At 58.6% G+C, this 13,538-nt stretch carries 13 protein-coding genes; all 13 read left to right on the top strand.

What is annotated here, in order from left to right:
* Positions 1-30 precede the first annotated feature (30 nt).
* Genes L1O03_RS02840 through L1O03_RS02900 form a run of 13 tightly spaced genes read left to right on the top strand, consistent with a single transcriptional unit; the run spans position 31 to position 13,527 of the window.
* A complete protein-coding gene (locus L1O03_RS02840; protein WP_236117890.1) occupies positions 31-1,215 on the top strand; it encodes a hypothetical protein in 1,185 nt (394 codons plus the stop codon).
* A gap of 17 nt (positions 1,216-1,232) precedes the next feature.
* Complete coding sequence (locus tag L1O03_RS02845) at positions 1,233-2,003, top strand: DUF8176 domain-containing protein (protein WP_236117891.1); 771 nt, start codon at positions 1,233-1,235, stop codon at positions 2,001-2,003.
* Positions 2,000-3,655 carry a cutinase family protein gene (locus tag L1O03_RS02850; RefSeq protein WP_236117892.1) on the top strand — a complete coding sequence of 552 codons (1,656 nt, stop codon included), beginning with the start codon at positions 2,000-2,002 and terminating at the stop codon, positions 3,653-3,655. The genes L1O03_RS02845 and L1O03_RS02850 overlap by 4 nt, the downstream gene beginning before the upstream one ends.
* Positions 3,652-4,326, top strand: coding sequence for a hypothetical protein (locus L1O03_RS02855; protein ID WP_236117893.1), 675 nt, complete (start codon positions 3,652-3,654; stop codon positions 4,324-4,326). Before L1O03_RS02850 ends, L1O03_RS02855 begins: the two co-directional genes overlap by 4 nt.
* A gap of 5 nt (positions 4,327-4,331) precedes the next feature.
* Complete coding sequence (locus tag L1O03_RS02860; protein WP_236117894.1) at positions 4,332-4,601, top strand: hypothetical protein; 270 nt, start codon at positions 4,332-4,334, stop codon at positions 4,599-4,601.
* 16 nt (positions 4,602-4,617) lie between these two features.
* Entirely contained in the window at positions 4,618-4,866 is a 249-nt protein-coding gene (locus L1O03_RS02865; RefSeq protein ID WP_236117895.1) for a hypothetical protein, read from the top strand.
* A gap of 4 nt (positions 4,867-4,870) precedes the next feature.
* Complete coding sequence (locus tag L1O03_RS02870; RefSeq protein WP_236117896.1) at positions 4,871-5,464, top strand: DUF8175 domain-containg protein; 594 nt, start codon at positions 4,871-4,873, stop codon at positions 5,462-5,464.
* Positions 5,461-6,282: a DUF8175 domain-containg protein gene (locus L1O03_RS02875; RefSeq protein WP_236117897.1), complete on the top strand. Its 822-nt coding sequence runs from the start codon at positions 5,461-5,463 to the stop codon at positions 6,280-6,282. Before L1O03_RS02870 ends, L1O03_RS02875 begins: the two co-directional genes overlap by 4 nt.
* A complete protein-coding gene (locus L1O03_RS02880; protein WP_236117898.1) occupies positions 6,270-7,805 on the top strand; it encodes a TrbL/VirB6 family protein in 1,536 nt (511 codons plus the stop codon). Before L1O03_RS02875 ends, L1O03_RS02880 begins: the two co-directional genes overlap by 13 nt.
* A complete protein-coding gene (locus L1O03_RS02885; protein WP_236117899.1) occupies positions 7,802-9,286 on the top strand; it encodes an SCO6880 family protein in 1,485 nt (494 codons plus the stop codon). Before L1O03_RS02880 ends, L1O03_RS02885 begins: the two co-directional genes overlap by 4 nt.
* 13 nt (positions 9,287-9,299) lie before the next feature.
* Positions 9,300-11,090 carry a hypothetical protein gene (locus tag L1O03_RS02890; RefSeq protein WP_236117900.1) on the top strand — a complete coding sequence of 597 codons (1,791 nt, stop codon included), beginning with the start codon at positions 9,300-9,302 and terminating at the stop codon, positions 11,088-11,090.
* 17 nt (positions 11,091-11,107) lie between these two features.
* Positions 11,108-12,868 carry a peptidoglycan DD-metalloendopeptidase family protein gene (locus L1O03_RS02895; RefSeq protein WP_236117901.1) on the top strand — a complete coding sequence of 587 codons (1,761 nt, stop codon included), beginning with the start codon at positions 11,108-11,110 and terminating at the stop codon, positions 12,866-12,868.
* A complete protein-coding gene (locus tag L1O03_RS02900; protein ID WP_236117902.1) occupies positions 12,868-13,527 on the top strand; it encodes a hypothetical protein in 660 nt (219 codons plus the stop codon). The genes L1O03_RS02895 and L1O03_RS02900 overlap by 1 nt, the downstream gene beginning before the upstream one ends.
* The last annotated feature ends 11 nt before the right edge of the window (positions 13,528-13,538 follow it).

The raw sequence follows: 13,538 nt of genomic DNA on the forward strand, positions 1-13,538 counted from the left end.
TTGGTTTTCTTTCATGAAAGGACCCCTTAAATGGGTAAGCACTCGAAGACGCGTCGTAGCTACGTCAAGCTCGCCGCACTCCCGGTCGCCCTGGCCGGCATCCTGCCCCACACCCCGGTCGCTGACGCAGCACCCCAGGTGATGGCGGCTCCGGGCACGACGCGCCCCGCGCCGGCCCCGCTGATCCAGGCCGCGCCTGCTGTCAACGCTGCTGTTCAGCCACTGACCCAGTACGCACCTCAGGCTGCGCCTGCGACCATCGTCGTCGATAACCGGCCGATCGTCGTTGAAAACAAGATTGTCCAGGAAACCTCGCCCGGCTTGTTGGTTCTCGACCCGGCCGCGGCCGCGAAGCTGGACCCGGCCACGATCGTCCGCGTGTTCGGTGACAACATCAAGGAATCTGACATTCCTGTGCTCGCTGAGGCTGCTGCGAAGTCCGCTGCCGCTGGTATCGCTCTTGGCCTGCCGGTGGCTGGGCTGACCACCGTGGGTGGTGCTGTGGTCGGCGGAGCAACCGGTGCTGCGGCTGGCACCGCTGCTGGCGCTGCGACCGGCGCGGCCCTTGGTACCGCCGGTGGTGCTATCGCTGGCGGGATCGCCGGCGGAGCTGCCGGTGGCACGATCCTCGGTATCGCAGGCACCGTGGTGGCTACTCCGGTTGGCGCGGTCGCTGTGCCCGCTCTCCCGGTCATCCCAGGTGTCGCGGCTGGCACGGTGGCCGCTGGTATCGGTGTTCTCGGCGGCGGCGTGCTCGGCGCCGTGGCCGGTGGCGCACTCGGTGCACCTATTGGTGCTGCCAGTGGCGGTGTGATCGGCGCTGGAGTGGGCGGCACGACCGGCGCTCTCGCCGGTGGCGCGGTCGGCGCTGGCGTTGGTGGCACTGGTGCAGCTGCTCTTGGCACGGCTGTGGGGGTCGCGACGACTCCTGCCGCCCAGGACGCGGGGAAGCGCATCCTCGGCGACGTGGTCTGGGATCTGGAGAACAACACTCGTATCCGCAACGGCTACGACGGCCTTGTGGGCGAGAAGCCCGGCGGCAACGTTGGCGGCCGGACGCTCAACGAGGTGATCGGTGGGGCTCCGGGTAACCCCGCGGCCCAGGTGAACCAGGCGATTGAGCAGGGCCGTAACCAGGTGGATCAGGCGCTTTCCAACCTTGATGCCTCTACCCCGGGAGTCCACATTCCTAGCCTTGGTGAGCTGGGTATCTAGGGAAGGACTAAACAGCCGTGGGTGAAGATTGGAAACGATGGGCAAAAAGCCAGACTCCAGGTGAGTCTGACGAGCCCATGCCGCCCCGAGACACGGACGAGCACTCTGAGGAGACCTCCTCGTGGACGATGTGGCGCGATGTCGCCGCATCGAAGAACGCTACCGAGGAACTTGATGAGCCAGATGACGATAAGGACGCTGTCCTTGACGTCGATGATGGGGACCAACCAGTAACAACACCTGGCACCAAGTCCTTGGCGCGTAAGGCCGCGTACGTCATCTTCGCAGTGAGCTTGTGTCTCACAATCGGCGGTGTGATTTGGGCGTTTAAGGTGTTCACACCATCTAGCCCGGACACCGTTTCCGCTTCACCTGCCCCGGAAACCACCACGGAGATCATCACTACTACTCAAGAAACAACGACTTCAGTCCCCGCACCAGTGAAGTGCCCTCACCAGGTCAAAGCTGACGAGCACACACCCGAAGGGGCTGTGGTGGCATGGAATACCGCGTATTTCAGCGGTGATGCCGACGAGCTGGCCTCGATGATCGCCCCGGATTCGTATCTCAAGGACACCGACTGGGGAACGTTGCTGGTTGATCAAATAGGCGCGACGTGGTGCGCGAAGACGAAGAAGATCTCCGATACGGAAGTTCAAGCCAGTGTCACTGCCAAGCTGACGAACGGCAACGAAGTTTTATACCCGCAAAACTACACATTAGTGAAAAGTGATGGCCGCTATCTTGTGGCCGAAATCGAGAACCGTGCCGAAGGGAAAACGAAATGAAACGCGCAACACTGACCTCGCTGGGGGTGATTACGGGCCTTGTGCTGCAGCTGCCGGTGGTGCACGCGGCGGATAATATGCCCACGTTCTCCCCGCTAAACCAGGCCCCGGCTGCAAGCGCCGTGGCTCCGGGTAACCCGGCTGGGCCGACGTCGTCGGAACCGAGCGTGGACGATGTTAAGCGATTAGTTGACGAGTCTGGATGCCCGTTGATCTATGTCGTCGGGGTGCAAGGAACCGGCCAGTCCTCGATTGATACCCCTACCGATATGGACTCCGGCTTCCTCGGCGGTGTGGTTGGTGCTGCGAAGAGCAAGGCTGACGGAGATGAGAAGACCCGTGGGCTCATCGACCGGATGTACCTGCCCTATCACGCTGCGTTTGGCGGTGCCCTGGGTGAAGAAGCGATGCCGTATGCCGAGTCCGTCACTGATGGGGAAAACCGTCTCGGTGACGCTCTCAAGGACATTTCCGGTAAGTGCCCGGACACGAAGGTGTTTTTGACCGGCTACTCCCAGGGAGCTCACGTGGTCTCCCAGGTGGCGGCGGCGATTGGGAAGGGCAAGGGAGCTATCGAAGCGGACAAGGTCGCTGGCGTCGCCTTGTTCGGTAACCCTGCTCGCGCAGAAGGTGCTGAGATCATTCCCGGCGGATCGGTCAACGCTCCCTCACCTGTGCCAGGAACGAAGGGGGATGCGGTCAAAGACCTTCCGCCGATCACGATGGAAAAGACGTCTGGCGGTGGGTCAGCACCTGAGGCTGACCTTGTCAGCTCGTACGGCAAGCTCGGCGGGCGTGTAGCGGATTTCTGCGTGGCAGGAGACCTCACGTGTGATCTGCCCCCGAATACTCCTCTCGCGCACGCGGTGACCAACATTGCTGGGCAAGCAAAACTCAGTGCTGGGGATCCGATTGGGTCGCTTACCTCAATCGCGGATGCCTTGGCGTGGACGTCCTATAAGACGGCCACGGACGTGTTGAGCGAAGATGTCAAGCACTCCTCTCGCTCAGCGGTGTCCTACCAGCCGAAGAAGTCGATCGCGAAGCGAATCTCTCATGCCTCGGATCCCAGGACGGAAAAGAAAAAGCCGATTGACGTTCTCGCTTCGGCGGGAAGCATTTTCGGCTCGATCGTCAAGACGGTTGTCAAGGAGGTCATCTCCCCGGAGACTATCGCGGCGGTCGCTACCGCGGGGCTTGTTCGCCCTGAGGCTGGGCTTGCGGAGCTTGGCCGCCGGTTCATTGATGCGGCGATTAAGGTCGTCGCCCCGGAGGGTGCCACCGGAACCACGAAGAAGGTCTTCCAGACTGTTACTCGTGAGATCGAGGACAACGAGGGCCTTATCGATCTGGCGACCAACGTGAAGTACTGGCAACACCAGAAGAATCATTCCTCGTATGGGCAGGTGCCAGTCGCTAACACCGTGACCGCTACCGAGTACGCCACGAGATGGATCCTCGCGGCCGCTATCGATCAAGCTCCTGTGGCGGTGAAGAACCAGTCGAAGAAGACCACAACTGCAACCGGCTCAGCGGTCACCACTGCTGCCACTACGGCGGTGTCGTCTGTGCCCGTATCTGCGGGTGTGGCTGGTGGTGGGGACAATGTGCCGACGTTCTCCCCACTCAACACCCCTGGAGAAGAAAGGTGACGATCACCTTGCCGAACCATCTTGTACTAGTCGATGATCAGATGATCGAAGACGCTGCGGACACGATGCGCGTAGAGATTCCCGGTATCGACCCGCCTCATGCCCACGAGTGTCTCCCTCTGTCCCAGGACCGGCTCCCCGTAAAGGGAGCGGAGCCGGCGATGTGGTGCGTTGCCGCGCACGGTGGGGCGGGAGCGACAACCTTGGCTGCACAGCTTGCCCCGGTCGGTGATACCGGCGGGGTGTGGCCAGCACATAGGGATCAGTCCCCGTATTGCGTGATTGTCACCCGCGCGACGGTAGGTGGCTTTAAGGCCACGAACCGGCTGCTTCGGCAGTACGTGTGTGGGCTTGCTGGGAACGTGAGAGTCCTTGCGGTGGTGGTGATCCAGGCGAGTCCCAAGAAGCCGTCGAAAGAGATCCAGCGGGCCAGGGCCCTTGTCGAACCTATCGGCAACTACGCCTGGGAGGTTATCGATATTCCCTTCATCGATGACTACCTGAACCACACCCCGGATGAGCTGGCCTTGTGGACCCCAGGGGAGGAAGAAGAAGAGAAAAAGAAGAAACAACGGCACATCAACCTCGCTGACAGGGTGCCAGACAGAATCGAAAGTGTCGGCGAGCAACTCATGGACCTTTTCACCACTGATCTTTCCAGTAAGGAGTAATCCCTATGACTATCGACATTCTCGCCAACGTGATCTCGACGACCCCTGTCGCCCCTCCCGGGGCGGACCGTTTCCAGTGGCTGGTGAGCATCTTCACCTGGTTCTGCTACATCGCCGCCGTGCTCGGCATCGTCTACGGCGGTGCCCGTTTCGCCTGGGAAAAGTGGGTGCGGGGTGGTGATCTCCAGGCCCCGAAGATCATCATGGGCGCCCTGATCGGTGGTGTGGTGATGGCCATCGCGCCGTCCCTAATCGCCGGCGCGATGGGCCAGTAGCGGCGTTCTCGGTGCCATGATCGTTCTCGCTGAGCACATGCCCGCAAGCGTGTGGGAACCACTGCTGACCGGCCTGTCCTGGATGTACTGGATCGTCCTCGCGGCACTCACCGCGAGGATCGTATTCCTCGGAGGCCGGTTCTGGATGGACAAGCAGGTCAACGCCGTGGAGTCGTCCTCGGGGATCGAACTCGCCTGCACACTAGCCGCCACCGTGATTGTCGGTGTCTCCCCGAAGATCGCCACTGCACTTATTGGAGCGTGAAAAGATGAAGAAACTCAAGATCAGTCTGCTAAGCGTTGCTGCGGCAACCCTCATGCTCAGCGGGTGTTCGTCCGATAACGAGGCGGAAGAGTTCAACCCTAACGCCGCCCCGCAAAATATCACCTGGGTAGACGTGCAGGGGATCAGTGTGCCGGTGAACCCGACCACCTACGGGCCAAAAGACTCCTCGGGAGTCGTAGCACACAAGTACGAGCATTCCCCGCAAGGGGCGGCTCTCGCAGCAATCGGTACCTCGGCCCGGCTCGCGGTAGCACCAGATGATCGATGGGACGAGCTGGTCGGGCTCACCGTCCAGCCGAATGAGGCACGTGACCAGTGGATTATCGCCCGCGCTCAGTCACACGTGGAAGGAATCGACGAAGAAGCGAGACCGACCATCACCGGCTACTACATCACTGCTTACGACGATAAGGCGGCGGAAGTCGATGTGTACTCCACCTACCCGGATAACTCGATGGCGAAAGCCCATACCCGTGTGGTGTGGGCCGGCGAGGACTGGAAACTCGACTTGTCTTCCGAACAAAGAATCGAAGAAGTCGAGTCTATGTCTGATGGGGCGGTTACACTTCAATCATGAAACAGAAGAATCTCATCATCACGCTGATTGTGATCGTCGTTGTCCTTGTCATCGGCCTCGCGGCAACCGTCTTCCTCGTCCTGGACCAGGAAAAGAGCACCACTGCCCAAGGTGACCATGGCCTGTCAATGAGCAAGAACCACAACTGCGAGTATCGGACATCAGTGTCCAATATCGCTGGGGATGAAATAAAGGTTCCCGTTGATACCAATGGGTGTTTGTTATCAACCGCGCTAAAGGATGTTGACCCTAATGATACGGAACGTGTTCCCGATGATTTCGAGTACCAGATCCTCCCCGAAAAGAACTACTATGTGATCGCAGTGTCATCATCTGACGGGCCTACACGGTTCGATGGGGATATTCCGACTGGTTATGCACATACGGTGCAGGGGGCTGTGATGGCCATGCACAATTATATGCGCGCATTTAGCCATTATGACCTGTGTGTTCAAGTGGCGAAGCATGATCATCACATTCTTGACCGTGGTGCGCCATCCCAAAAAGACGCTGAGGAACAGTGTCGAGATGCAGCTGAGTATCGTCAGGTACTAAATGAAAAAGTTCGAGATAAAGGTCTCGATCCCAACCTGGACTTCTTGAGCATTATTGGGTATCGGGTGAAGAACTACAACGAGAACTCCGCAGAGTTCGAGTTCTGGCGTAAAGGGCCGGCGGACGGTCCTGGCCCACGATACTCACGAGTTAATAACCACATGATGTGGGTCGATGGCGAGTGGGTATTTGGTCCCGTTGCGGACGATAACATTTACAATGAGGATTCTGTCCCGAAAGATATGGTGCGATGGGATATATAAAGCGTCTGCTCCTTGGCTTTCTCCTCATTGTCTCCCTAGGGTTTGTACCACCATATGCATTTGCTGACGATGTAACCCCCACGTCGGAGCCGCCGGCAACTACCTCTCAGCCGACATCTGAGAACGCGGCGGAGCCTAGCGGCGAGAACTCGGGTGGTTCGGATGAAAAACCGGAGGAAGATAAGAACTTTCTTGAGAAAGGAATTGAAACGGCCGGGGATGCGGCCGCAGCTGTTGGCGAAGGTATTTCTGACGCCTTCAATTCGGCAAAAGAAACCGTAAATAGTGTTGCACATCCAATCTCTAGCAGCGTTGAGTCGTTTGCTAAATCTGTATTAGAAACTGCGGGGAAGATGGTATCGACCACTCTTACCTGGTGGTTAGAGATCCCCTCGGATAAACTCAAGGATTCCGACTCGTTCTATGAGCGTATCCAGGGCTACACAATGGATATTCAGCTCGCTCTCATGACGCTGTCTATCGTGATGATCGCGTTTCGTTTCGCTATGAGCAAACGAGGCATGATCTCTGACAGTGTGACAGAATCGGCAGCCGCCTTATTTAAAGTGCTGGTCGCCTCGTGCGTGTGGGTTCCGCTCGTGATGATGCTGACTCGAGCAGGCGATGAGTTTTCTCACTGGATCCTGGATCAAGGAAAAGACGCCTCGGCCGAGGAGCTCGGCAAAGCACTAATGGTGATGATGAACAGCGGTGGATTAGCGCTGGTGCTCATTGTTGGACTGTGCTCAGTGATTACGAGCCTTATCCAGTTGGTTTTCATGTATGTGCGAGCCGCGCTCCTGATTCTCGTCGCCGCTATCCTTCCGCTCGCGGCGGCCGCGGGCGGCACCGGGCTCGGCCAGGATGTCTATAAGAAACTGCAGTCCTGGACCATTGCGCTACTGCTGTTCAAACCGGTCGGCGCGCTGATCTACTTCATTGCGTTCATGGCGATTGACACCTCAAAGGAGGATGACTGGGAGTCCGGCTTAGCCGGATTTATCCTCTTTGGCCTGGCGGTGTTCACCCTCCCGATGCTGATGAAGCTGATCGCGCCTGCGGTTTCCCAAATCGGCACCGGGCCATCGATGGCTGGGGTTACGGCTGCGACAACAGGTCTTGCTGTCAAGGGCGCGTTGATGGCTGCCGGTGGTGTCGGCGGTGCGGCTGCTGCGGGCGGTGCGGCGGGAGGAGCTGCCGGCGGTGCTGCCTCTGGAGGTGGCGGCGGTGCGGCTGCTGCGGGCGGTGGGGGAGGCCCTGCCGCGATGACCAACATGCCGCCGGCTGATAGCGGGCTGACCACTGGTGCCCAAAACACTGGTGGTGGTGGGGGATCCTCGCCGGGGATGGCCTCGGGTGCACAGATGACTGGCGGCGGGGGAGACAGCAAGTCCAACCCGTCGTCTGAGGGCTGGAACATGGAACAAAACCCGACGTCTGCGCCAAGCTACCGGTCGGAAAGCCCTAGCCCGATTGAGACGATGATGAACCGTCCGACTGACTACGGAGGATTCGCACGATGAGGCAAGGTGAACCCTTAACCTATTCCGGCTGGCAAATCCCCCGCTCGGAAGGTCTTTTCGGGCTCTCGACGGGTGCCACGATCGGTGTGATCGTCGGTGCGGTGATCTCGATTATCTGCTTTGCAACCGGCGGGCCGCTCTTCGGAGCAATCATCACAGCGGTGTGGGTGTGTTGCGGCGCCCCGCTTCTTATCCGAGTCGATGGCCGCTCCCTTTACGAAATCACTGTGACGAGGTGGCAATTCATGCGACTGAAGAAAAAAGGACTAACCAAGTACATCTCCGGGCCGTTCTCGAAGGTTCCGGGTGGCCACTACATGCTGCCTGGAGTGCTGGCCACGACACGCTTACACGAGTACACCTCACCTGGCGGGCGTCGCTTCGGAATTATTCACAACCCCCAGAAAAACGAGTACACCATCGTGTTTCGTGTCTGGCCTCAAGGCGACGAGGCAGTCGATCAGGACGTCACCAACAGGAACATCTTCCAGTGGGGCTCCTACCTGGCCTATCTCGGTAGTGAGGGCGACATCGTCGGCGCGACTGCGGTTGTCGAAACCGTCCCGTCGACCGGACAGCGTGTCCGCCAGGAAGTTGCCTCCATTACCTCGCCGTCCTCGCCCCGTCTTGCCCAGCAGATCATGGCAGAAGCGGCCGATATCCAAGCAACCGGCCGGCTGGAAACTCATGCCCGATTGGCATTAACGTTTACCGCTACTACGAACGAGCGTCGTCGTCACTGGCAAGACCAAGCAGTAGTGATCGGACAGCGTCTTCCCGCTCTGGCAAGTAACCTCCAGTCGGCAGGTCTTGTAGTCCGCGAGATGACCAAGGACGAGATCGTGCAGGTTGCAGCCCGCTCGTATTCACCAGCGCGGGCAGAAGAGATCGAACAAGCAGCCTTTACCCAGGAAGGACACGGGCTTGGCTGGGAAGACGCCGGCCCTGGGAGTGCGGAACAAACACCTACTCTCTACAAGCATGACGGTGCGGTATCCACCACCTGGGAGATGCGCGAGCCACCGCGTGGCTCGGTTACCGATAAGGTGCTGCGCTCGCTTTTGGCCCCTAACCCTGACTTGCCACGTAAGCGTGTAGCGCTTTGTTATCGGCCTCACTCAGCAGCTGAGGCAGCCAAGATCGTCGATGATGACTACTCGGATGCCCTCCAAGCGGTCAGGGGATCCCGCAAGGCAACTCCGTCTGCCCAGGCGATGATTCGTCTTGCCTCTACAGAGCAGGCCACGAAGGAAGAAGCTCGTGGGCACGGGGTGAGCCGCTTCGGTATCTTGCTGACGATCACAGAAACCGATGAAGCGAAGATCCCTAACGCGGATGCGGTGCTAAAGAGCTTGTCCCAGCAGGCTCGTATCAAGATCAGACGACGTTACGGCTCCCAACAGATCAGTTTCGCCGCTGGCCTTGGCCTTGGCGTTCTGATCCCCGAGCACGTATCTACCGCCGGCATGATGCAGCTGTAAAGGGTGATACGGCATGGTGAAACTTCTCACTGAGAAAGAGCGGGAAACACTCGACGAAAAGATCGCCCGCGGTGGATTGTCTGGATGGATAGCAAGCAAACGGCTGCGCCTTGACGATGAACGCCGGCTTCATGCCGAAACAGTCGCGACTACCACCGCGGAAACGTGGCGCGGGAAGGTGAAACTCTCCTCCCGCGGATTTCATATGCCCTTCGGCGGGCCGGATCAGATCGTGGGACCAATGCCAGAAGCACGTGCCACAACAGTCCAGCTCGCCGGCCTTAACCCCTGGGCAGTGGGGGCGGGTGCCCCGCTGGTAGGCACCCCGGTAGGACTCCACCTTGTCACCGGTGGAAGTGTGCACTTTGATCTCACTGGCTGGATGGTGCGCGGCGGCTACATCACCGCGCCAGTGATGCTGCTCCTCGCGCTCAACGGCTACGGCAAGTCCTCACTGGTCCGCCGGATCCAAACCGGGGCAGTCGCCCAGGGGAGAACATCGCTTGTCCTCGGAGACTGTAAGCCGGACTTTCGCGCCCAGACTGAAGCATTCGGCGGGCAGGTCATCGAACTCGGCCACGGGCACGGGACCTTGAACCCGCTCGATGTTGGCGCGCTCGGCCGTGTCATCCCGGTATTCGAGGAGGAAGCCGACAAGGAAGACAAAGCGGGCAACACCACCCGTGCGGAACTTCTTCGCGAGAAAGCCTCCAGCCTTCGACTCGAAGTCAGGCAACGCCAGCTGACAATGGTGGCAGGGCTTATCGAGCTGATTCGCCATGGCAAGGTCGGTGACTTCGAAGAGACCGTGATCGCCTCGTCGCTGCGGATCCTCTACGAGGAGGAAGGATTCGATGCAGAAAACCCACCACTTCTTCAAGACCTTCTCGAAGTGATCAAGTCCTCGCACCCAACACTGATGGAAGATGTCGGTGTCGATGTGCACCCGACGTGGGCGAAAGCCGATGACGAGGACTACTCCCGTATCGCTCTCGAAGAGTACTCCCACCAGATCCAGCCTCTTCGCCGCTCGCTTCGCGCGCTGATCAAAGGTGAGTTCGGAGAGATCTTCAACAATCAGACCACAACACGGCTTGACTTGGATGCGCCGGCGATTTGTGTCGATGTGTCCAAGATCCCGCACTCGGATACCTCGCCGCTTCGCGCGGCGGTACTGATGACCTGCTGGTCGGAAGGGTTCGGTGCTGTCCAGGCCGCCCATGAGCTCGCGGATATGGGGCTTGCCCCGAAACGTACATTCCAATGCATTATGGATGAGCTCTGGCAGGTGCTCGGTGCGGACTCATCGATGATCTCAAGGGTTAACGAGCTGTCGCGTCTGAACCGCACGATCGGTACCGAGCTGATCATGATTACGCACTCGATTGCTGACTTCGGTGCTTTTGACTCAGCCCGCGAGCGAGGACAGGCCGAAGGCCTTGTCGAGCGTGCCCGTGTGAAGATCTTCGGTGCACTGCCTCCGAAGGAAGTCGCTCGCCTAAGGGATGTGGTGGGATTGTCTGCCACGGAAGAATCGATGCTGACCTCGTGGGCTGCGACCACGTCCCTTACAGGTGAGGGTGCTCGCCCTGGCGAGGCCCCGCCGCTTCCTCCTGGAACAGGCAAGTTCCTGATCAAGGTCGGTGAACGCGGCACCCCTGGCATCCCTTTCCAGCTGATCTTCGCCCCGTCTGAACGAACAAGCGGTGTCCATGACACCAATGCGCGGTTCGCTGACGCTGGAAAACGAGCTGGTCTTGAGAAAACGGCGATGACGCCGGATGAAGGCAAGCATCACCGTTAAGTAGGGGTATAAGGACTGTGAAAAAGCTTCTCGCCGGCGTGTTGAGCTTGGTGCTCCTTCTCGTATTGTTCGTCGTCATGTTAGGCGCTGAGGACGAGGACGATTGCGCTCCGGGCTCATCGTCGTCTGGAGGCGGGGTTGCCGTGAACGGCGACTACGCCTATCCGACAGACAAAAACGCCACCCAAGTGTCTTCCCCTTTTGGGTGGCGTGACATAGGTTCAGGCCAGGAATTCCACAACGGGATCGATCTTGCAGGACCTAAAGGCACCCCGATCTACGCCTTCGCTGACGGAACAGTAGTCGCCGCCCAGGACCAAGGTGTACAGGGCTTCGGCGGGTGGGTTGTCCTCGACCACAACTTCGATGGGAAGAAGTACCAGACCGTCTACGGCCATATTGAGCCAGGACACGTTCATGTCAAGGTTGGTGACACGGTGAAAGCCGGTGACCGAATTGCGGATATGGGCACCGCCGGGCGCAGCACAGGTGATCATCTGCATTTCGAGGTTGTCGAAGGTGACCGCGCAGCCGGTGGCCAGCAAATAGACCCTGCCCCATGGTTGGAGAAGGCAGAAAACGGCACTCCTACTGGGGAAACCGGAAAGGATAACGATAAAGACTCCGGGGACGACAACGACGACAACAAGGAGGCTAAAGCCAAAGAGTCGAACAAGGACACCTCTGCGGGAATGGATAACGCTGGTGTTGTAGAAGGAGTTGAAGGGCTAACCCCTCGCCAGTCGGCGTTGGCGAAGCAAATCGTTGCTGTCGGAGAGCTTAAAGGAATGGACCGCGAGGCGATCATCATCGCGCTCGCGACAGCGAAGCATGAATCACAGCTGAAAAACCTCGCTGCAACAGGAGAAGCAGCAGGAGAAAGCGCTGGAGCCTCACCGGCCACAGCTGCTGAGATCGCGGAGTCGATGAACTACCCCCACGATGATGTTGTCCATGGAGATAACGCCTCTGTCGGCACCTTCCAACAGCAGATCGGATTCTGGGGAACCGCCAAGGAACTGATGAACCCTGCCCACCAGGCATCCCAGTTCTACGACAAGCTGAAAACCATCGACTACCACAACATGACCATCGGGCAAGCCGCCCACACGATCCAGGTCAATGACACTGGAGAAGGCGTCTATGATGCTGAGGCGGGCATCGCAGAACGCCTCTACGAGCACTTCAAGGGCGCAGGTAGTCAGATGACCCCGGAAGAGATCGAAGCACTAGGTATCTCCGGAACAGTCGAGTCGTCCGGGAAGGTCTGTCACGGTGGAAACCGTCGAGGTGGAACACCGCTTCCCAACGGGCCCATTGCCGAGAAAATCATTGCCGCCGCGAAAGAACAGTTTGGGCTGCCCTACGTGTGGGGTGGCGGAAACTATGATGGGCCAACAAACGGTGGTTTTGATTGCTCTGGGCTCGTCCTCTACTCCGTTGCCCAAGCAACGGATGGAAAGATCCAGCTGTGCCACAACACAAACTGCCAAAAGGATGATTCCAGGCTTGAAACAGTGTCCTGGGAAGACAGACAACCAGGCGATTTGCTGTACTTTGGAACACCCGGCGGCGACTACCACCACACTAGTATCTACGTGGGCGACAAAGACGGCACCCCGTATCATTATGAAGCCCAGGACTTTGGTGTCCCGGTTGGTGAGTTTCCGGTACCCTTAGGGGAAGATATACAGGTTCGCCGGGTTCCTCACACTGATTCTGATAAGAATCCGGCGGAAGAAGCAAAGAAGCTCACCCAGAAAGCGGAGGATAAGTAATGAGACGTACATGGGTGTTGTGGGTGATTATTGTCGCGTTGATCATAGCGATCGGCGTGGTCGCCACAGCACTGTATATGAAAGTGTTCAGCCCTGTGAAGTATGAGGGCACGGATGTAGGGATGCCTAATCCGACAGTCTCAGGTTGGGAGCAGCCGCCCATCGATGATCCTCACGACCTTTATGGCCAGGTTGATCAAAACAATGCCGAAGACGTGATCAGAGCGGTGATGACTCAGTTCTTCTCCTTTGATTTCCGTCCGGGGCATGATGAGACCATCCAGGACGCCCCGGAACGGACGAAACCACTGTTGCTACCTGAGTTCTATGACAACAACCATCTCGGGTTTTCTGCCCAGGTCGGATTGCCAGGGACGGTGTGGACGAGGTGGAAAGCCGATCACGAAAAACCCGCGGTGGCGGTCAAGGTGCTAAAAGATGACCACCCTCAAGATAGTCCAGAACACGTATCCCGGGTCGTTGCCATCGAAGTGACCGATAGTAAGAAGCACACTTACCAGTGGACCGGGTACGTCACAGTAACGTCTCGGGGTTGGTGGCGTGTGTCGTATATCCACTTCTCAGATCAAGGCGTGTTGTATACAGGTGGCGGTGATACGCCGCTAACGAGAGATCTGAAGAATTCGCACATTCACTAAGGGAAGGGAAT

Origin of the sequence: Corynebacterium uropygiale, from assembly GCF_021568315.1 — a bacterium.
In the GTDB taxonomy this organism is placed as follows: domain Bacteria; phylum Actinomycetota; class Actinomycetes; order Mycobacteriales; family Mycobacteriaceae; genus Corynebacterium; species Corynebacterium uropygiale.

Bases quoted from the DNA above. Each gene is read 5' to 3' on its own strand.
- L1O03_RS02840 (WP_236117890.1), top strand. From the start codon at position 31: ATGGGTAAGCACTCGAAGACGCGTCGTAGCTACGTCAAGCTCGCCGCA.
- L1O03_RS02850 (WP_236117892.1), top strand. From the start codon at position 2,000: ATGAAACGCGCAACACTGACCTCGCTGGGGGTGATTACGGGCCTTGTG.
- L1O03_RS02860 (WP_236117894.1), top strand. From the start codon at position 4,332: ATGACTATCGACATTCTCGCCAACGTGATCTCGACGACCCCTGTCGCC.
- L1O03_RS02865 (WP_236117895.1), top strand. From the start codon at position 4,618: ATGATCGTTCTCGCTGAGCACATGCCCGCAAGCGTGTGGGAACCACTG.
- L1O03_RS02870 (WP_236117896.1), top strand. From the start codon at position 4,871: ATGAAGAAACTCAAGATCAGTCTGCTAAGCGTTGCTGCGGCAACCCTC.
- L1O03_RS02875 (WP_236117897.1), top strand. From the start codon at position 5,461: ATGAAACAGAAGAATCTCATCATCACGCTGATTGTGATCGTCGTTGTC.
- L1O03_RS02880 (WP_236117898.1), top strand. From the start codon at position 6,270: ATGGGATATATAAAGCGTCTGCTCCTTGGCTTTCTCCTCATTGTCTCC.
- L1O03_RS02885 (WP_236117899.1), top strand. From the start codon at position 7,802: ATGAGGCAAGGTGAACCCTTAACCTATTCCGGCTGGCAAATCCCCCGC.
- L1O03_RS02890 (WP_236117900.1), top strand. From the start codon at position 9,300: ATGGTGAAACTTCTCACTGAGAAAGAGCGGGAAACACTCGACGAAAAG.
- L1O03_RS02900 (WP_236117902.1), top strand. From the start codon at position 12,868: ATGAGACGTACATGGGTGTTGTGGGTGATTATTGTCGCGTTGATCATA.